Source organism: Streptomyces sp. NPDC006140, assembly GCF_040628815.1.
GTDB lineage: Bacteria > Actinomycetota > Actinomycetes > Streptomycetales > Streptomycetaceae > Streptomyces.
Genome location: NZ_JBEXTS010000023.1, coordinates 18758 through 36657, shown reverse-complemented (window position 1 = coordinate 36657; position 17900 = coordinate 18758). Strand labels below are relative to the sequence as shown.

Annotated in this window: 18 protein-coding genes and 1 pseudogene; 9 read left to right on the top strand and 10 right to left on the bottom strand. The window is 69.4% G+C overall.

The annotated features are described in order from the left end of the window. Positions 1-85: 85 nt before the first annotated feature. A complete protein-coding gene (locus ABZ386_RS38185) occupies positions 86-1135 on the top strand; it encodes a HoxN/HupN/NixA family nickel/cobalt transporter (protein ID WP_355717408.1) in 1050 nt (349 codons plus the stop codon). A 76-nt stretch (positions 1136-1211) separates the two neighbouring features. Here the strand turns inward: ABZ386_RS38185 and ABZ386_RS38180 are convergent, their stop codons facing one another. From ABZ386_RS38180 to ABZ386_RS38170, 3 genes are all read right to left on the bottom strand, one after another. Next, a complete protein-coding gene (locus ABZ386_RS38180) occupies positions 1212-1853 on the bottom strand; it encodes a DUF305 domain-containing protein (protein ID WP_355717405.1) in 642 nt (213 codons plus the stop codon). Next, on the bottom strand, positions 1850-2497 hold the full coding sequence (locus ABZ386_RS38175; protein ID WP_355717402.1) for a DUF3105 domain-containing protein: 648 nt from the start codon (positions 2495-2497) through the stop codon (positions 1850-1852). Before ABZ386_RS38175 ends, ABZ386_RS38180 begins: the two co-directional genes overlap by 4 nt. Positions 2498-3250: 753 nt before the next feature. Beyond that, on the bottom strand, positions 3251-3652 hold the full coding sequence (locus ABZ386_RS38170; RefSeq protein WP_355717435.1) for a MerR family transcriptional regulator: 402 nt from the start codon (positions 3650-3652) through the stop codon (positions 3251-3253). A gap of 28 nt (positions 3653-3680) precedes the next feature. Between ABZ386_RS38170 and ABZ386_RS38165 the strand changes: the two genes are divergently transcribed. From ABZ386_RS38165 to ABZ386_RS38135, 7 genes are all read left to right on the top strand, one after another. Then, positions 3681-4454 (top strand): methyltransferase domain-containing protein, encoded by a 774-nt coding sequence (locus ABZ386_RS38165; protein ID WP_356505842.1) that lies wholly within the window; start codon positions 3681-3683, stop codon positions 4452-4454. Between the two features lie 212 nt (positions 4455-4666). Further along, on the top strand, positions 4667-5338 hold the full coding sequence (locus ABZ386_RS38160) for a thioredoxin domain-containing protein (RefSeq protein ID WP_355717396.1): 672 nt from the start codon (positions 4667-4669) through the stop codon (positions 5336-5338). Further along, positions 5335-5985 (top strand): vitamin K epoxide reductase family protein, encoded by a 651-nt coding sequence (locus ABZ386_RS38155; RefSeq protein ID WP_355717393.1) that lies wholly within the window; start codon positions 5335-5337, stop codon positions 5983-5985. Before ABZ386_RS38160 ends, ABZ386_RS38155 begins: the two co-directional genes overlap by 4 nt. A 52-nt stretch (positions 5986-6037) precedes the next feature. Further along, positions 6038-6646: a TlpA disulfide reductase family protein gene (locus ABZ386_RS38150; protein ID WP_355717390.1), complete on the top strand. Its 609-nt coding sequence runs from the start codon at positions 6038-6040 to the stop codon at positions 6644-6646. A 3-nt stretch (positions 6647-6649) separates the two neighbouring features. Beyond that, positions 6650-7402: a cytochrome c biogenesis protein CcdA gene (locus tag ABZ386_RS38145; RefSeq protein WP_355717387.1), complete on the top strand. Its 753-nt coding sequence runs from the start codon at positions 6650-6652 to the stop codon at positions 7400-7402. 57 nt (positions 7403-7459) lie between these two features. After that, a complete protein-coding gene (locus tag ABZ386_RS38140) occupies positions 7460-7834 on the top strand; it encodes a metalloregulator ArsR/SmtB family transcription factor (protein WP_355717384.1) in 375 nt (124 codons plus the stop codon). 41 nt (positions 7835-7875) lie between these two features. Continuing rightward, positions 7876-8565, top strand: coding sequence for an SCO family protein (locus ABZ386_RS38135; protein WP_355717381.1), 690 nt, complete (start codon positions 7876-7878; stop codon positions 8563-8565). 478 nt (positions 8566-9043) lie between these two features. Here ABZ386_RS38135 and ABZ386_RS38130 read toward each other — a convergent pair whose 3' ends face one another. The 7 genes from ABZ386_RS38130 to ABZ386_RS38100 form a co-directional block, all read right to left on the bottom strand. Further along, positions 9044-9373: an alpha/beta fold hydrolase gene (locus ABZ386_RS38130; protein ID WP_355717378.1), complete on the bottom strand. Its 330-nt coding sequence runs from the start codon at positions 9371-9373 to the stop codon at positions 9044-9046. A gap of 308 nt (positions 9374-9681) precedes the next feature. Then, a complete protein-coding gene (locus tag ABZ386_RS38125) occupies positions 9682-10401 on the bottom strand; it encodes a GDSL-type esterase/lipase family protein (RefSeq protein WP_355717375.1) in 720 nt (239 codons plus the stop codon). Beyond that, complete coding sequence (locus ABZ386_RS38120; RefSeq protein WP_355717372.1) at positions 10398-10865, bottom strand: cupin domain-containing protein; 468 nt, start codon at positions 10863-10865, stop codon at positions 10398-10400. The genes ABZ386_RS38125 and ABZ386_RS38120 overlap by 4 nt, the downstream gene beginning before the upstream one ends. A gap of 72 nt (positions 10866-10937) precedes the next feature. Further along, complete coding sequence (locus ABZ386_RS38115; protein ID WP_355717369.1) at positions 10938-11774, bottom strand: helix-turn-helix domain-containing protein; 837 nt, start codon at positions 11772-11774, stop codon at positions 10938-10940. Positions 11775-11818: 44 nt separating this feature from the next. Continuing rightward, positions 11819-13360, bottom strand: coding sequence for a hypothetical protein (locus tag ABZ386_RS38110; protein WP_355717366.1), 1542 nt, complete (start codon positions 13358-13360; stop codon positions 11819-11821). Beyond that, positions 13357-13692: a helix-turn-helix transcriptional regulator gene (locus ABZ386_RS38105; protein ID WP_180686800.1), complete on the bottom strand. Its 336-nt coding sequence runs from the start codon at positions 13690-13692 to the stop codon at positions 13357-13359. Before ABZ386_RS38105 ends, ABZ386_RS38110 begins: the two co-directional genes overlap by 4 nt. Next, positions 13689-14816 (bottom strand): site-specific integrase, encoded by a 1128-nt coding sequence (locus tag ABZ386_RS38100; RefSeq protein WP_355717361.1) that lies wholly within the window; start codon positions 14814-14816, stop codon positions 13689-13691. The genes ABZ386_RS38105 and ABZ386_RS38100 overlap by 4 nt, the downstream gene beginning before the upstream one ends. 367 nt (positions 14817-15183) lie before the next feature. Here ABZ386_RS38100 and ABZ386_RS38095 point away from each other — a divergent pair. Then, positions 15184-17870, top strand: a pseudogene (locus ABZ386_RS38095) (Tn3 family transposase). Positions 17871-17900: the final 30 nt, after the last annotated feature.

Genomic DNA, 17900 nt, shown 5'->3' with positions numbered 1-17900 from the left:
CCTTTCACCGACAGCTGTCACCGAACGAGAAGGCGGCAGTCTGCGCCGGACGTTCAGTCCGACGGAGTGGCGGTCCATCGGCGGAATGACCGCGTTCGTGCTGTTGCTGCACGTCGTGGGGTGGGGTGTGCTGATCTTCGCGGTAGCGCCCCATGACTACCAGTTGGGAAGCTCAGGCGTCCTGGGTGTCAACGTGGGTCTGACGGCGTATCTGCTGGGGGTGCGGCACGCGTTCGACGCGGACCACATCGCGTCGATCGACAACACCACCCGCAAGCTCGTCGGCGAGGGCAAGCCGTCGGTCAGTGCCGGCTTCTGGTTCTCCCTCGGGCACTCCTCGGTCGTCTTCGTCGCGAGCCTGCTGCTGGCCGTCGGGGTCCGCTCGGTGGCCGGCGTCGTCCAGAACGAGGACTCGTCGGCCGCACAGACCCTCGGCCTCGTCGGCACGATCGTCGCCGGTACCTTCCTGGTGCTCATCGGCGTGATGAACCTCGTCTCGGCCGTCGGCATCGCCAAGGTCTTCCGTCGGATGCGCACCGGCGAGTACGACGAGGCCGAACTGGAGCGGCAGCTCGACAACCGCGGCTTCCTGGCCCGGCTCCTCGGACGCGTGATGAAGCGCGTGAGCAAAGCCTGGCACCTCTACCCGGTCGGTCTCCTCATGGGGCTGGGCTTCGACACCGCAACGCAGGTCGCCCTCCTGGTGCTCGCCGCCGGTTCGGCCGCCTACGTCCTGCCCTGGTACGCCATCCTCGTCCTGCCGGTCCTCTTCGCCGCCGGGATGAGCCTGTTCGACACCGCGGACGGCGTCCTGATGTCGCGGGCCTACGCGTGGGCGTTCCTCAAGCCCGTCCGTAAGGTCTTCTACAACCTGACCGTCACGGTGCTGTCCGTCACCGTCGCCCTCGTGATCGGAGTGCTGGTGCTCGTCGGACTGATCGTCGAGCGGCTCGGGCTGGAGTCCGGACCCCTGGTCTGGATCGCCTCCCTGAACCTGGACTACGTGGGCTTCGGAATCGTCGGACTCTTCCTGCTGACCTGGGCGGTCGCCGTGGCCGTCTGGCGATTCGGCCGGATCGAGGAGAAGTGGTCCAACGAGCCGGGGCTCACCAGCGCCGTGCCTCCCACGGAGTAGGACCGCCCGCACACGGCCGAGCCCGGCCTTCGGGTAAGCGTGCAGGGGCCAGCAGGCCCGGCCCCTGCACAATCGGTCACCTCGATGCTTTGGCGCCCCGCTGGGCGAGCATGTCGGCCATCAGGTCCATCTCCGACTGCTGGCCGTTGACCATGCTCTGGGCCAGGCGCTTGACCTTCTCGTCGTCGGCCATCTTGACCGCGCCGCGCGCCATGTCGATGCCGCCCTTGTGGTGGGCGGTCATCAGCTGCAGGTAGAGAATCTCGGCGTCCTTGCCGTTGGCCTTGCGTAGCTGGTCAATCTGCGTGTTGGTGGCCATGCCGGGCATGAGGGAGCCGTCCTTGGCCTCGTACATCGAGCCGTGGCCCATCCATGTCATCGGTGCCTGGCTGGAAGTCTTGTTCAGCTCCCAGGTCTCCAGCCAGCCCAGCATCATGCCGCGCTGGGTGGCCTGGGTGTTGATGACGTCGTAGGCGAGCGTGCGGACCTCCTCGTTTTCGGTGCGGTCGCGCACGATGAACGACATCTCCACGGCCTGCTGGTGGTGCACCGCCATGTCCCGGGAGAACCCGGCCTCCACGGACCGGTCACCGGGTGTGGCCGCGTTCGCCGTGCCCTCGGCCGTCCGCCACCACAGGGCGAGCCCGGCGGCCACGGCCAGCACGATGCAGGCGAGGACGATGACAGGGGTACGGCGGGTGACAGCGCCGCTGCTCATACGGTCTTCCCTCCCGTGCAGGCGGCACCCGGCTCGGGGGTCTGCTTGCCCTGCACGTACTTGTCGAGGAACTGCTGGACGCGCGGGTCAGACGCGGACTTCACGGTCAGCTGCTTGCCCCACGCGGACAGGGTGATCGGCGAGGACTGGTCCGCGTACGGGCTCATCAGCGTGTACGGGGTCTTCTTCACTTTGTCCTTGAGGGCGCTTACATCCTTGGTGGCGGCCTTGTCCGTGTAGGTGACCCAGACCGCACCGTGTTCGAGGGCGTGGACGGCGTTGGTCTCGTCGATCTCCTTGTCGTACACGTCACCGTTGCAGTTCATCCAGACCTGGTTGTGGTCGCCGCCGACCGCCGGGGACATCTTGTAGTCGACGGGCGTGGCGACGTGGTTCTGGCTCAGGTCCTTCCAGGACTTCTCACCCTTGACCGGGGCGGCGGCCGCGGCCTCCTTCGCCTCGTCCTTCTGATTGGCCTGCTCGACGAGGTACCAACTGCCGCCGGCCACGCCGGCGACGATGATCCCGCTGAGGGTCCAGGTGATGATCCGGTTGCGGCGTTCCCGCGCGGCCTCGGCGCGACGCATCTCCTCTATCTTGGCGCGGCGGGTGGCGCGCTGTTCCTTGGCTCGGGAAGAACCCATGACATGTCCTTGTCCCCGCCGCGTACTCGAGAACACGGCGGTGCAGATCGAGCGGTCGGTGGCAGCCTGCGCCCGTGGTGGGGGCAGACGAGTCGGCAGGCACGGCGGCGAGGGTCGCCGCGCGGAGGGGCCGGCCTAGGTCCGCTGGACCTGCAGCTGATGGATGCCGGGGGCGTGGACGAGAGAGCGGGGCGCCCCGCGCGCGGGCGGAACGCCCAGCGCCCCAAGGGCCGCGGTCATCTCCACCGCCTTGGGAGACGGCGCCGGGGCAGAAGGAGCCGAGCTTGCGAGCACACTGTCTACGCGATCACAGTCCGCGTCGCCGGGCCTGTGCTCCGGGTCCGGGCACAAATGCCCCAGGGCCGGCCCGGCGATCGGGTCGGCGCTCGCCGTCATACCCGGCATGGACGCCCCGGCCGCCGCAAAGGGCCCCTCGGCGGCGTGGGCGCACACCGGCACCACCCACAAGACCACGGCGAGCAAGGCGGCACAGCGCAGGGCGAAGAGCGAGGCGGCCCGCCTCGCCACGCCCCGAAAGCCTGTGCGCCGGTTTCTCATCGCCGCAGATGGTAGCCAAGCCTGGCGGCAGAGTGGGACGGACGACCGCACTGTCACCGCTCCGGGTCCGAGCCGGCACGGGCGGGGGCGGTGTTGATCGTGCGGACGTCGTCCAGGCTCAGAGCCCGCTCCACTGAATGAGAAGCCGACGGCAAGGCTGTTGGGCGTACCTACGCTGTACCGTTCTTGACTTTGTCATAGGCGGGCGCGCTCGACGAGATGCTGTCGGAAGCTGGGGCAGGTGGCGAGGTCTGCGTGTGCACATTCGACTGCGCACTCGACCAGGTCCAGCGCGGCTTGAGTTTGTGCGATCTGGTGCCGTAGGGCATCCCGGTGCCCTAACAGGATCTCCTGCCGCTCCGCGGGGTCGGTGGTGGTGAGCATCGCAGCGATGGAGACAAGCGGCAGCCCGGCTTCCTTGCCGCACAGAATGACCGCCACCCGCAGTACGTCCTGCTGTGCGTACCTACGGCGCCCAGCGTGATCTCTACCCGGCGTGAGCAGACCCATCGACTCCCAGTACCTCAGCACGTGACTCTCCAGGCCGAACCGGTCGGCCAACGCCCCGATCGTCAACTGCGGGCCGCTTGACTTCATCCCGACACTAAGTCGCAGGCTTCCGGGCATGTCTACCCCTCATTCCCCAGGCAGCCAGACTCCCTCGGCCGAGGCTTTGATCGCGCTGCTGGACGTGGTCGATAAACGGCCCGAGGCGGGCCGGCTGCGATCACGCTCCTACGCCCTGCTCGGCATCAGGCAAGGAGTCCGTGTCGTCGATGTGGGCTGCGGCACCGGCCGGGCGGTGGGTGAGATGGCGCAGCAAGGGGCCTTGGCTGTTGGTGTCGATGTCGACGAGCACATGGTCGGGGTCGCGGAGCACCGGTGGCCCGGCGGAACCTTCCACCAGGCCGACGCCACTCGGCTGCCGTTCGGCGACGGGGCCTTCGACGGCTACCGGGCCGACAAGGTGTTCCACTCGGTCAGTGAGCCCGCCGGCGCCCTGGCCGAAGCTCACCGTGTGCTCGCCCCCGGTGGTCGCATCACTCTGATCGGGCAGGACTGGGACACCCTCGTGATCGATGCCGATGACCCGGAACTGGCCCGCACCATCGTGCACGCCCGCGCCGACCTGCTGCCCAGCCCGAGGGTTGCGCGCGGCTGCCGGAACCTGCTCCTGGACGCCGGCTTCGAGGACGCCACCGTGGAAGTGCACACGGGTGTGTTCACCGAGCCCATCGCCCTGCCGATCATTACGGGCCTGGCCGACGCCGCACACGCGGCCGGATCCATTCCTCGTGCCGAGGCGGACGCCTGGATTGCCGATCAGACCCGCCGCGCTCGCAGTGACCGCCTGTTCCTTGCCATCCCGCTGTTCCTGGTGACCGCCCGCCGCCCGTGACCGCCCGGTGCTTTCGCACCTCGAGCCAGAACCTCCCGGTCCAGGAGCGCGACATACGCAGTCATGACCCGCACCAGTGAGTAACGGGGAGCCCGCATGCCGACGACATATCAACGTCCGTTAGCGTGTTGATGCGATTCTCGAGCCCAGAGCCGCGTGGGGGACCGGGCTGCGGGTATCGCTTCCCGTTTCCCCTGCTCGCCGGATGGATCATGACCAAGAACCTGAAGATCTCCCTGGGCCTGATTGCCGTCGCTCTGGCTGTGGTGGCGGCCCTGCTGGCGGCCAACCGCTCCTCGGACGCCACCTCGGCCTCCGACAAGACTGGCACAGAGGGCAAGGCCGCATCGGCCTCGGTGCTGGTCCGGCCGGACAGCCACCGGCTGTCCACCGCCAAGGACGGCAAGGTCACCGTGGTGGAGTTCCTGGACCTGGAGTGCGAATCGTGCCGGGCCGCGTTCCCGCACGTGGAGCGGCTGCGTAAGGAGTACGACGGCCGGGTCACCTTCGTGATGCGCTACTTCCCCATCCCCAGCCACCGCAACGCCGAGCTCGCCGCTCGTGCGGTGGAGGCCGCTGCCGCGCAGGGGAAGCTGGAGGCGATGTACACGAAGATGTACGAGACGCAGGAGGAGTGGGGGGACCAGCAGGTCTCGCACGAGAAGACCTTCCGCGGCTTCGCCCGTGACCTGGGCCTGGACATGACGAAGTTCGAGAAGGACTGGAAGGCCCCGGCCACGGCCGCGCGGGTCGAGAAGGACCGCAAGGACGGTCTGGCGCTGGGTGTGCAGGGCACCCCGACGTTCTTCATCAACGGCAAGCGGCCGCAGATCGCCTCGTACGACGACTTCAAGGCGGCCATCGACGCGGAGCTGGCCAAGTGAGCGTGGCCGCCCCGCGCACCGCGCACGGGCCGACGGCCGACACGGAGGAGCCGACGGGGCCGGTGTCTGTCCGGCTGCTCGGCTGGGTGCTGGCGGTGGGTGGGGCGGTCGGCCTGCTGGCCGCGTTCACGCTCACCGTGGAGAAGATCGCGCTCCTGAAGGATCCCTCCTACACCCCCTCCTGCAGCATCAACCCGGTGCTGTCCTGCGGGTCGGTGATGACCACTCCGCAGGCGGAGGTATTCGGGTTTCCCAACCCGTTGCTGGGCATCGCCGGGTTCGCGGTGGTCACCGCGATCGGAGTGGTGCTGCTGAGTGGGGCGGTGCTGCCGCGCTGGTTCTGGTGGGGCCTGCAGGCCGGGATCACCTTCGGCGTGGTCCTCGTGCACTGGCTGATCTTCCAGAGCCTGTACCGGATCGACGCCCTGTGCCCGTACTGCATGGTCGTGTGGACCGTGATGATCCCCGTCTTCTGGTACACGACCGTGCACACCCTCACCCGCCGCGTGCTGCCGGTTCCCGCCCGGCTGCGCGGTGCGATCAGTGTGGTGGCCGGCTACCACGGGGTGGTCCTGACCGTCTGGTACCTGCTGATCGTCACGCTGATCGCGCAGCGGTTCTGGCTGTACTGGACCAGCCTGATCTAACTCCCACTCTTCCCGCGCTTCCTGCCGTATCCCCTTTGAAGGTGCCTGCTCGATGATCCTTGAGTCTCCACCGGCTCCTGTCCGCCCCCGCATAGCCCGGCGCACCGCTCTGGCCGGGGCCCTGGCCTTGGCCGCGCTGGCCGCTTCCGGATGCGGTGGCAGCGGCGACGACGCACAGGCGGCCGGGCCGTCCGACGATCAGCGCCTTGCGCATCTGGCCGTCAAGGGCCGCGAGGCGGCACCGGACATCTCCGGTGAAACCCTGACCGGCAAGCGGGTCTCCCTCGCGGACTCCCGCGGCAAGATCGTCGTGATCAATGTGTGGGGCTCGTGGTGCTCCCCCTGCCGGGCCGAGGCCCCCAACCTGCAGAAGGTCTACGACGACACCCGCGAGAAGGGCGTGATGTTCCTGGGCATCAACACCCGGGACGCCAGCAAGGACAATGCCCGGCGTTTCGAGGAGGAGTTCGGCGTCACCTATCCGAGCCTGTGGGATCCGATCGGCAAGCAACTGCTGAGGTTCAAGGGCACCATCTCGCCCTCCGCCATTCCCAGCACGGTAGTGATCGACCGCAAGGGCCGTATCGCCGCGCGCGCCATGAAGGCCCTGTCCGAGGCGGAACTGCGGGCCCTGATCGACCCGGTGCTGAAGGAGGGCTGAGGGATGCTGATTGCTGTCGGCCTTGAGTCCACCGTCCTGACCGGCTCGGTGCTGCTCGCCATCCCGATCGCCGCGCTGGCCGGATTGGTGTCGTTCTTCTCCCCGTGCGTGCTGCCGCTGGTGCCGGGCTATCTCTCCTACGTCACCGGAGTGAGTGGCGCGGACATCGCCCACGTACGCCGTGGTCGGATCCTGGCCGGCACGCTGTTGTTCCTGGCCGGGTTCACGGCCGTGTTCGTCTCTTTCGGCGCCGCGTTCGGCTATGCGGGCAACACGCTGCTGGAACACCAGGACGTCCTGATCCGTGTCCTGGGCGGCCTCACGATCCTGATGGGCCTGTCGTTCATGGGGGTGCTGCCGGGGATGCGCCGCGAGTGGCGCCTGCACCGCCGCCCCGCCGTCGGCCTGGCCGGGGCGCCGATGCTGGGAGTGCTGTTCGGCCTGGGGTGGACGCCGTGCATCGGCCCGACCCTGGCCGCGGTGCAGGCGCTGGCGTTCACCGAGGCCAGCGCCGGGCGCGGTGCGCTGCTGACCGTGGCGTATTGCCTGGGCCTGGGCGTGCCGTTCCTGGCCGCCGGCCTGGCCTTCCGCAAAGCGCTGGGCGTCTTCGCCTGGGTCAAGACCCACTACCAGTGGGTCATGCGGATCGGGGGAGGCATGATGATCGCCACGGGCCTCCTCATGGTCACCGGCGTGTGGAGCTACCTGATCAGCCAGATGCAGTCCTGGTCGGCGGGCTTCACCGTCGGCATCTGACGTTCCTCCCCGTCGGGCGACCACCCGAACTGCCAACACCCCCAACTGCAAGGAATCATGGATGTGACTGAGGAGAACAGGGATCAGTGCGACCTGCTGTGCCTGGATCTTCCGGTGGCCGAGGATATCCGCCGCCGCATGCCGCCCCTGACTGCTGTCGAGACGGCCGCCGCCGCGGCCAAGGCACTGGCCGACCCCACCCGGCTGAAGGTGGCCGCCGCCCTGGCCGAGGGCGGCGAGTTGTGCGTCTGCGACATGGCCTGGGTCGTCGGCCAGGCCCAGAACCTCGTCTCCCACCACCTGCGGCAGCTGCGGGCCGCCGGGCTCGCCGCGTCCCGCCGCGAGGGACGGCTGGTGATGTACCACCTGACCGACCGGGGCAAGGCCCTGGCCGAAGCCGTGCTGCCCCCGGCACCGGCCGAGACCCTCTGACCTCCCCGACCCAATGAGCCTCCCGCCACAACGCGACCACCATGATCGGATCCCACCTGATGCCCGCGACGTCCCGCAGCCGCCTCGCCGCCGCAGCAGCCCTCACCCTCGCCGCGGCCCTCGCCCTGACCGCCTGCGGCTCTTCCACCGCCCACCACCAGAACGAGGGCCAGGCGGTCGTCTCCCAGGCCGCGGACAACTCGCCCTACAAGGGCACCGAGTTGTCCGACCCCTTCACCAAGCCCGACCTGGTCCTCACCGACACCAGGGGCAAGCAGTTCGACCTGCGCAAGCAGACAGATGGACGCACCATGCTGCTGTTCTTCGGCTACAGCAACTGCCCCGACATCTGCCCCACCACGATGGGCGACGTCGCCGTGGCACTGAAGAAGCAGCCCCAGCAGGTCCGCGACAAGACCCAGGTGGTGTTCGTCACCACCGACCCCGAGCGGGACACCCCCGCCAAGCTCGGCAGCTGGCTCAAGGGCTTCGACAAGACATTCATCGGCCTGTCCGGCGACCTGCCGCAGGTCAAGAAGGCCGCCCTCGGGGTGGGAATCTCGGTCGAGGACCCGAAGAAGCACCACGACGGCACCGTCACCTCCGACCACGGCGCCCAGGTCCTGGCCTTCACCCCCGACGGCAAGGGACGCGTGGTGTACACCAGCGGCACCACGGTCGAGGACTTCGCCAACGACCTGCCGCTGCTGGCCAAAGGAACCCGCACCTGACCCCGCCCGTCGCGACCTTGACCGGGTCGGCGACAGTCGCCGGCCGATCCTGGGCGGGCGTGAGCGGTCAGTGCGGGCGAGGAAACCGACGACAGTCTCGGCGGTTTCCTTCGGATGAGTCGGCACCCTGCGTGCGCGGCCCCCGGAACCACGACGAACTCCGCGTGCGGCAGCGTCTCGGCCGCTGCCTTCGCCGACCGGGGGCGGGAAGTGCAGATCGTGTTCGAATGCCGCGACCAGCACCGGCTGGTGTATGTCCGCGAGCGCGGACATGCGGTGCTCGTCGCGCAGCCACCTGTCGGCCGCCGCCGACTGCCCGGCCGCCCCCTCCGGCGACGTCCACACTGACTCCTGGGCATCGAGCAGCGCCAGCCAGGTGCGCACCTGTTCTGCGTCCCGCGCAGGACCTCCGGCGGCAGAGAGGCCAGCAGGGTCTGCAGTTTCATGAACGACGGCGGCACGTGTCCGGTGGCCGCGATCAGTTCGGCCTCTGCTTGCAGGACGGGTCCAGTACGCCGGTCAGCGGCCCGGCGCCGGCCAGCAGGACGGCCGCGCGCACGAGATCCGGGCGGGTACGGGCGAGGAGTTCGGCGGTGAAACTGCCGAGCGAGTAGCCGACCACCGTCGTCGCAGTCAGTTCCAGTGCCTCCAGCAGCCCGGCCAGGTCGGCGGCCAGGGCCTCGACCGTGTACGGCGCGGGTGGCGTGTCGGTCGGCGCTACCCCGCGCGCGGCGTAGGTCACCATGTCAAAGCCTGTGTCGGCCAGCGTGCCGCGCAGGCCGCACAGTTCCCAGGCGACTGCAGGCATCCCAGTACCAGCACCACCGGCCGCCCCACCCCGCACCGCTCATAGGCGATCCGCACCCCGCCGACTGATACGGCCTTGGTACTGGCGGACTCGCGTAATCAACTGTCGCCAGTTCCCCGTGGAACCCAACCTGCCGGTGACCGTGTGTGATCCCCAACAGCGTATCGGCTCCAGGTCCCGCCGGTCTCGTTGAGCCGGCGGGTGGTGGTTCTTGGTGGCCGAGAGCGTTCGAGGTGGTCCGGTCGTCGTTGCCTGCCCCGGTAGGGGTGGGATCTGATACTCAGGAAAGGGGCCGCCGCAGGAACCGGTTACGCGCTCCGGGTCGAGAGCCAGGTGTCGATAACCTCGGCGACAAGGGCGGCGCCGCGACTGTTCTGGTGGATGTGGTCGGTCGTGAGCACGAGACCTCGGCGCCGGGATATCGTGTCGAGGCTGCGGCGCAGCACGGCGCGTCGGACGAGGACGCTGACGCTCGCCGCGGGCGTCGGCTCTTGGTAGGGGATCGGCGGCGGGTCCGCTTGGCGTAGTTCCTCGGTCTGGCGTTCGTGGAGCGGGAGATAGGTCGCTTTGTTGGTGGTGGCGACCTCGGCGATCATGCGGCTGTACGCCTGTGATGCCTGCGCCGCAGCTCCGTCGGGTTGTTGGCCGAGGACCGGGAGGGACAGCAGACCGATCGTCGCGTCGGTCTGCGTTCGCAGCCGTTCGACGACGGCTGCCAGGCACTGCTGGAACCAGCCGGCTGACGGGCGCTCGGGGAGCTGTTTGCGCTTCATGGCCCGCTCGACGGGGTAGCCGGGGAGGCTCGCCCGGGCGTCGTTGGTCCCGATCAACACGGTGATCACGTCGGGCGGGTCCGCGACGACGGCATCGAGGCGGCGTGAGAGGTTGTAGGCGAAGTCGCCGTTGACGCCGAAGCGGGCGAGCCGTACGTCGCCTGGAGGGTGGCGTCGTTCGAGAAGGCCCAGGTAGTCGACGCTGAGCTGCGCGCGGGTGATGCTGTCGCCGAGGCACGCGACACGGGTCGTCACGGTGTTCGCGGGCCGGACGTGCCGGCGTGCTCGGTCAGGCGGGCTTCGGTCCGGGGACGGTGGTCGGTGCCGAGGCCGGCGGTGATGGTCAGGATGGACGCCGGCCCCGTCATGTCGACCGCGTGCCATGTCCCGGCCGGGTTGACGGTGGCCTCGCCCGGCCCGAGCACAACCCGGTCGGGCACTCCGTCCACATCGCGGGTGACTGTCACCGACCCCCTGAGGCAGATGACCAGTTCGTCGCCGGCGGGGTGGCGCTCCCAATGGTCGCCGGGGCCGTCGCCGTCGAAGATTGTCACCAGCCGGCCCTCGGCGCCGTCCGCCGCGACCGCGGCGCTGTAGGCCTGGAGCACCTCCGGGTCCCAGGCGAAGCCCTGGACGGGTTTCGCTCTCGACCCCAGCCCGAGGTGCACGGGGGTGGTCCGCAGATCGATGGCGTTGGGTTCGTGATTGACGAGTCTCATGCCGACGATCGTCACAGGACGGCGATCGGTTGGTCTTGAAGGAAAGGGAACGGAAGCCGACGCGATGGGCGGCTACCCGGTCCCGAGAAGGACTTCGCCGCGGCGCCAGACCGTCGGCGATCGGCCCGTGAACTCGCGCCAGTCCCGAATGAGATGGGCCTGGTCGGCGTAGCCGGAGACGGTCGCCACATCGGCCCACGGGAGCGGCTCGTGCGCCGTCGCCAGTTCGTGCGCGTGCTCGAAACGCAGAACTCGGGCGAAGGTCTTCGGTGACAGGCCCACCTCACCGCGAAACCGCTCGGTGAAGTACCGACGGCTCCAGCCCAGTTCCGCGGCCACCGCCCCAACCTGGACGCGGCCCCGCGAGGCCAAGAGGCGGCGCCAGGCCTCGGCCACCTCGGGGCGCACCCGGGACACGCGATCGCCGCCGGTGCCGCGGCCGACGGCGCGCAGGAGCAACTCGTCCAACACGGCGAACCGCGCCACCCATGTCGTCGCCGCGCGGAGCCGGTCGACTAGCTCGACGCCGAGCGCTCCGAGAAGCTCGTCGAGTGGGACCAGTCGGTGGGCGAGATCAGCGGCGGGCATGCCGTAGACGGCCCGGGCCCCGAGCGGTGTCAGCGACACCTGCACGCCTTCCTGGCGTCCGTCGTGGTGGATCGCGACGGCCCGGCGCATCAGACCGCCGGCCACGCTGCCGAATCTGGTGACCGGTGACCCGTCGTCGACGCCCGCCGCCACCTCCAAAGGGCCGGACAGACTGATCACCGCAGTGAGCACGCGACCCGGCGGACCGCAGTGCACCCCCGCCGGGAACCCACGAAGATCGAAACCGACATACGAGCTGACGTACCGCCGCAAGGCGGGCGCCGGACGTGCATCGATCCTGGTGGCCGTATGGTCTTCCACCCTCGCAGTGTACGAACCGGCGGTCTACTGGTGGGCTCGCGTAATCAGCTGTCACCGGTTCCCCGAGGAGCCCAGCCCGCTGGTGACCTTCCGTGATCCCCTGGGGCGTATCGGCTCCATGTGCCGCCGGTCTCGTTGCGGAGCCGGGTGGTGGTCTTGTGGTGGTAGCCGAGCGCGTCCGCGACCACGGGGGCGGGCATGTCGAGGAGCTGCTGGCGGATGGCGGCGCCGCGGGCAGCTGCGGCCGGGACCCCGATCTCGTTCAGCAGCGCGGACAGGTGATCGGGGCGGGCTGGCTGGCCGGCCCTGCGGCCGGGGAAGAGCCAGCGGGACGCCGGGTTGGTCGCGGTGTTCATGTTGTCGCGGTGTGCGATGTGTTCCAGCAGCAGGTCGGTGACCGGCGCGGGGATCGGTGAGGGTGACTCCCCGAGCCGTAGCAGCACGGTGTCGCCGTCGCGGATGACGTCGTCGAGGGTGAGTCGGACGATGCGGCTCACGGGCTGCGCGTAGAGGAGCACGATGATTCCGGCGACTCGGAGCCGCGTCGGTGTCTCCGTGTTGGTCAGCAGTCGGCCGAGGGCGTCGAGGCGCTCGTCGTCGTTCAGTGCGGCCCGCCGGGAGACCCTCATGGCCGGGATGGAGAGGAAGCCTGGGCAGTGGCGGGTCTGCATGGCCCAGTTGATGAAGGCTCGCAAGCAGGTGCGGCCGTGTTCGGTGTTCTCGACCCACCACGCGTCGATGTCGAGCTGGCCGCAGGATGCGAGGTTGGTGTTCCGCTTGCCGAGCCAGTGCAGGAAGGCGGTCGCGTACTTGATCTGTTCGGCGGCGAAGCGTCGGATGCTCGGTGTGATGTGGCTCCGCTCGGCGCGGGCCCGCAGCCGGGGGAGAACGCGCCAGGTTGCGTAGAGCTTGATCGTCTTGGTGTGCTCGGGGTCGGCGATGCCAGCCAGATGCTCGGGAAGCCAGCGCTGGAAGGAGCAGAGGTACTTGTCGGCTGCGGGAAGGACTCCGCACGTCATCAGGAGTTCTTCCAGGTGGGCGGCGGCCCGCCAGGGCTGGAACTCGTGGAAGGCGTCGTGGGTCAGGGGGATCTCGCCGAGGCCGAGCCGATGCAGCAGTTGTGAGGCGTTTCCCGGCTGGCTGCGGCGCATCTCCAGCCAGGCCAGCCCGCTCCTGGGCTTGTCCATTGCCACCAGCAGGTCGAACAGCGGGACCAGCGCGGGACGGATGCGGCCGGTGCCGTCGTCCAGGAGCGCGGTGAGGCGGTCGGTGAGCGTGCAACGTTCGCAGAGCCGTCCGCGCAGGAGCTTGCCCTCGAAGCCGCAGCGTGAGCAGTCGAAGGTCTGGGAGAAGCCGGCGCAGGTGGTACAGATCGCTGCCCCATCACCGGGGCGGAGCCCGGGAAGGGCCCGGTCCTGGCCGCATCCTGGGCAGGTGCCGCGTGTCCGGACGGCGTGGTCCGAGCAGGTCCGGCAGACGTATCCGTCCGGCCAGGTGCCGGCTTTGTGCCTGCGGCGGCCGCAGCGGCAGCACTCTGCCATGTACCAGCGTTCGTACTGTTCGTCGGTGGCGTAGGTGCGGGTCATGCGTCGGGCAGGATGCGAGCGGCGCGGGGGCGGAGCTTCGCGACGTTCGCGGGCGGGGCGGGCAGGTCACCGGTGGCGGTCTTGCGGACTCCGGCGTTCTCGGCAGTGGTGGCCACTAGGTCGGCCGGGGTGCAGGACAGGATGTCGCAGAGCGCGGCCATGACCTGCAACGACAGGCGTTCCGGCGTGCCGGAGACTAGGCGGTGGACCTGGGAGGCGGACAGGTCGATGCCGCGCTCGCGCAGCAGCGGCACCAGCTCGGTCGCGGTGAAGATCTGGTGCTGGGCCATGACCTCGCGCAGCCGCCAGGTGTAGCCGACCTTGCGTTTCATGCGTGCCTCCCGGCCTGGGTCTCAAGGGCCGCAGCGATGGTGGAGTCCAGGTGTCGCCGCAGGGTGCGGGTGCGGAAGTCCGAGGACACGCAGGTGTAGAGCGAGGTGGTGCTGGCGTGCTCGTGACCGACCTGCTCCTGGACGAAGCGCGGGTCCCAGCCGTCCTCGATCAGGTGGGTGACGTAGGACCTGCGCAGGGAGTGGAAGTCGAGTCCGTCGTCCAGGCCGAGGGCCTTTCGGTAGGCGATGAAGCGGGAGTTGAGCCGCTGGCATCCGATCCGCAGGCCCCGTTCGGAAGGCCAGGCCGCCGGGTTGTTATCAGTGCCGAACAGCGGGCGGACCTCGGTGAACCACTCGTCCAGGACGTCCGGAGTCCAGGCGAACACGGTCAGCACCCCGCGGCGCTTGGGCGGCGAGCCCTTCTTAGCCTTGCCGAACCGGACCTGGCAGCGGCCGTACTGGCCGAACTCGCCACCGTGCGGGTTGCGGCCGAAATCGGCGGCGTCGAGCATGCGCGTCTCGTTGCGCCGCGTCCCATAGGCGTAGGCGGTCTTGAACAGGGTCGCGTCGCGGAAGGCGGGCAGCCAGCCCTTGCGGCCGAAGGCCCGGATCCGGGCAACCTCGTCGTCGCAGTGCGCGAAGAAGGCGTGCAGCTCAGCCTTGGTGAACGCTCGCTTCTTCGCGTCCGCCTCGTTGTCCTGGAGGTGCACCGCGGTGTTCCACTCGTGCACCACTTGCACCGGATGAGTGTCGAAGCGCTCCTCGCAGGTCGCCGTCCACTCGTAGAGCGGATCGGTGATGAAGTGGCAGAAAGCCCGCACGGCTTCGGAGTACGAGCGGATCGTCGAGCGCTTCAGATCCCGTAGGGAGCGCAGGTCACCGAGCCACTCGTCGACCATCGCCGGCGTCCACAGCCACGGGTAGGCGTTCACGTAGGCCGCGAACGCCTTCACCGTGTTCTCCCGGCCCTCCACGGTTGTCCGGGCCAGATTTCGGGCGAGCTGCTGGTTGGCGAAGCCGGTCAGCATCGCCGCGAAGACCTGTTCCTCCGGCCGCAGCAGAGGCACCCGGTCGACCAGATGCAGCCCCGCCGCCCCCGGCACCGGCCCGCTGAACCCCACCATTCCGCCACCCTCCGTAACTCGCATCAGGTGCGAGAAAACCGCATCCGATGCGAGGGGGCGGCCAATCCGCAGGCCAGCCATCCGTACGAGTGACACAGCTGGCAACCACGAGCTGAGACCCGGTAGCGTCACATGCTGCTTCAGGACCACAATCACCCTGGTCACGGCGATGAATCCGGCATCCTGTCAGGTCGCAATCACAGACCATCGCGAGTTCGCATCCGATGCAATTGGCGGCGCTCGGAACATCGGTACAGCGGTTATCGGTGAGAATGATCTCGGTCGTCTAGCGCAGTGGTCGGGTGCCGCGCTGGGGTTCACGGGAAGATCGTCGATCACGGGCGTGGGGTGGCTACCGTCCGCCGGGGTGCCGGTGGAATTCCTAACTGATGAGCAGGCTGAGACGTACGGGAATTTCGCCGAGGAGCCGCCGCGTCCGGAGCTGGAGCGGTTCTTCTTCCTGGACGATGTCGACCGCGACCTGATCGCGCTGCGGCGTACGAAGCATCACCAGCTCGGGTTCGCCCTCCAGATGTGCACGGTCCGCTACATCGGGCTGTTCCTGGAGGACCCGCTTGCCGTGCCGTGGCCGGTGGTCGAGCACCTGGCCGCGCAGCTGGGCATCGAGGACCCGTCGTTGGTGGAGCGGTGCCCCGAGCGGCGGCAGACGCCGTACGACCATGCGCGGGAGATCCGGGACGCCTACAACCAGGCGGTGGGCTGGCTGCGCCGCAACCGGGTGCTGCTGCCGGGTGTCTCGGTGCTGGCCCGGCAGGTCTCCGAGGCGCGCGGCATCGCGGAGAAGCGGCTGCACGCCGCCGTCGCCCGTGCCGCCGCACGTGCGGACCAGAAGCTGCCGGGGCAGCTGGTGGCCATGCTCGCGGTGCCGGAGGGCAAGCGGTACTCGGAGCTGGAGCGGCTGCACCGGCCGCCGACGCGGACGACGCGCACGGCCCTTCGCCCGCGCGCTGGAGCGGGTGGACGAGATTGGCGCGTTCGGCCTGGGCCGGGTGAGGCTGAACAAGATCCCGCCGAACCGGCTGGCGGCGCTGGCCCGGTACGGGCTGGGCTCGAAGGAGGCCGGGCTGGAGCGGGCCGCCGAGCCGAAGCGCACGGCGATGCTGACGGCGGTGATGCGGCACCTGGAGGCCAAGGCCATCGACGAGGCCCTGGACCTGTTCCAGGTCCTGATGGCGACGCGGCTGATCAGCACGGCGAAGCGGGCCACGGACAAGGACCGGCTCTCGACGCTGCCGCAGCTGGAGGGGAGCTGGTCGAGACCCACGGCACCGACGTGGACACGGCGGCGCTGTGGGCGGCGGTGGACGAGTTCGCCCCCAGGGCCGCGGCGATGAGCGCGGCGGCGCTGGTGGTCTCGCTCGTACCGGAGGACGAGGACTCCGCCGAGGTCGCCATGCGGGCCGCGCTGACGAACTGGTACGCGACGGTGCGGCCGTTCCTGGCCCTGCTGGGCGAGACGAGCGTGCTGGGGGCGGCGCCGGTCGGGGCGAGGGTGCTGGCCGGGGTGCGGCGGCTGCCGGCGGCTGGCACGGCGGCGGGTGAAGGACAAGCCGCTGCTGCCGCGCCAGGTGGACGACAAGCTCGTGCCGCCGGCTTGGAGGTCGGTGGACCGGGACGCGTACGTGGTGTGCGTGCTGGAGCAGCTGCACCGGGCCCCTCAGCGGCGGGACGTCTTCGCCTCGCCCTCGCACCGGTGGTCCGACCCGCGGGCCCGTCTGCTGGACGGCAAGGAGTGGGACGCCGTCTGTGAGGACGTCCTGGCGGGCCTGAGCCTGGACATGCCCGTCGAGGAGCACCTGGCCGCGCTGGTGACGGCGTTGGACGCGGCGTGGAAGCACATGGCCGAGCGCCTTCAGGAGGCCGGGGGAGGTGAAGGTCTCCATCGAGGTCCAGCCGAACGGCCGGGCGAAGCTGAACGTGGACGCCCTCGGCGCGCTCGGCGAGCCCAAGAGCCTGCGCTGGCCGCGCAAGACCGTCGAGAAGATGCTCCCGAAGATCGACCTGCCGGACCTGCTGTTCAGACACCATCGCCGCGGCGAACGCCGCGCTGATCGCCGCCCAGACCGAGGTGCCGATCGTCCGGTACTGGGGCGACGGCCTGCTGGCGTCGGTGGACGGGCTGCGGTTCGTCGTCCCCGTCCGCACGATCAATGCCGCACCGTCCCCGAAGTACTTCGGCTTCAAGCGTGGCATCACCTGGCTGAACGCCGTGAACGACCAGGTCGCCGGGATCGGGCAGATGGTCGTGCCCGGCACGCCGCGCGACTCGCTGCACATCCTGGACGCCCTGCTGAACCTGGACGACGGGGTGAAGCCGGAGATGGGTTACAACTTCAGCCCGGTTCCGGGACCTGGACGACCAGCGGTTCTGGCGGGCCACCATGCCGCGGGGTGGAGACGGGGACGTACGGGGTGCTGGAGGACATCACCCGCAACCGGTCAACCTGAACAAAGTGTTCACGCACTGGCCGGACATGCTGCGGGTGGCCGGCTCCCTGGTCACCAACCAGGTGCGGGCGTACGACCTGCTGCGGATGTTCGGCCGCGAGGGGCGCCCCACGCCGCTGGGGCAGGCGTTCGCCGAGTACGGGCGGATCGCCAAGCCCTGCATCTGCTGGCCGTGGTCGACCCGGTGGACGACAGCTACCGCCGGCAGATGAACCGGCAGCTCACCGCGCAAGAGTCCCGCCACAAGCTCGCCCGCGACGTGTGCCACGGCAAGCGCGGCACGATCCACCGGGCGTACCCGGACGGTATGGAGGACCAGCTCGCTCCCTGGGCCTGGTGCTGAACGCCGTCGTGCTGTGGACGACCCGCTATATCGACGCCGCCGTCGCCCAGCTGCGGGCTGAGGGCCACGAGATCCGCGACGAGGACATTGCCCGGCTCTCCCTGCTGAAGCACAAGAACCTCAACGTGCCGGGCCGTAACAGCTTCACCCCGTCCGTCCCGGCCGGCGGCCTGCGACCGCTGCGCGACCCGGACGCCCCCGGGCTGGACGACGATGAGGACGACGACAGAGCGGAGGACTGAAGACCGACGCCCTCGCCGCGTGCTGACGGG

What these genes read in the sequence shown, in the direction of transcription:
- ABZ386_RS38185 (WP_355717408.1), top strand. Translation starts at nt 86, where the DNA reads ATGACCGCGTTCGTGCTGTTGCTGCACGTCGTGGGGTGGGGTGTGCTG.
- ABZ386_RS38180 (WP_355717405.1), bottom strand. Translation starts at nt 1,853, where the DNA reads ATGAGCAGCGGCGCTGTCACCCGCCGTACCCCTGTCATCGTCCTCGCC.
- ABZ386_RS38175 (WP_355717402.1), bottom strand. Translation starts at nt 2,497, where the DNA reads ATGGGTTCTTCCCGAGCCAAGGAACAGCGCGCCACCCGCCGCGCCAAG.
- ABZ386_RS38170 (WP_355717435.1), bottom strand. Translation starts at nt 3,652, where the DNA reads ATGAAGTCAAGCGGCCCGCAGTTGACGATCGGGGCGTTGGCCGACCGG.
- ABZ386_RS38165 (WP_356505842.1), top strand. Translation starts at nt 3,681, where the DNA reads ATGTCTACCCCTCATTCCCCAGGCAGCCAGACTCCCTCGGCCGAGGCT.
- ABZ386_RS38160 (WP_355717396.1), top strand. Translation starts at nt 4,667, where the DNA reads ATGACCAAGAACCTGAAGATCTCCCTGGGCCTGATTGCCGTCGCTCTG.
- ABZ386_RS38150 (WP_355717390.1), top strand. Translation starts at nt 6,038, where the DNA reads ATGATCCTTGAGTCTCCACCGGCTCCTGTCCGCCCCCGCATAGCCCGG.
- ABZ386_RS38145 (WP_355717387.1), top strand. Translation starts at nt 6,650, where the DNA reads ATGCTGATTGCTGTCGGCCTTGAGTCCACCGTCCTGACCGGCTCGGTG.
- ABZ386_RS38140 (WP_355717384.1), top strand. Translation starts at nt 7,460, where the DNA reads ATGGATGTGACTGAGGAGAACAGGGATCAGTGCGACCTGCTGTGCCTG.
- ABZ386_RS38135 (WP_355717381.1), top strand. Translation starts at nt 7,876, where the DNA reads ATGATCGGATCCCACCTGATGCCCGCGACGTCCCGCAGCCGCCTCGCC.
- ABZ386_RS38130 (WP_355717378.1), bottom strand. Translation starts at nt 9,373, where the DNA reads ATGCCTGCAGTCGCCTGGGAACTGTGCGGCCTGCGCGGCACGCTGGCC.
- ABZ386_RS38120 (WP_355717372.1), bottom strand. Translation starts at nt 10,865, where the DNA reads ATGAGACTCGTCAATCACGAACCCAACGCCATCGATCTGCGGACCACC.
- ABZ386_RS38110 (WP_355717366.1), bottom strand. Translation starts at nt 13,360, where the DNA reads ATGACCCGCACCTACGCCACCGACGAACAGTACGAACGCTGGTACATG.
- ABZ386_RS38105 (WP_180686800.1), bottom strand. Translation starts at nt 13,692, where the DNA reads ATGAAACGCAAGGTCGGCTACACCTGGCGGCTGCGCGAGGTCATGGCC.
- ABZ386_RS38100 (WP_355717361.1), bottom strand. Translation starts at nt 14,816, where the DNA reads ATGGTGGGGTTCAGCGGGCCGGTGCCGGGGGCGGCGGGGCTGCATCTG.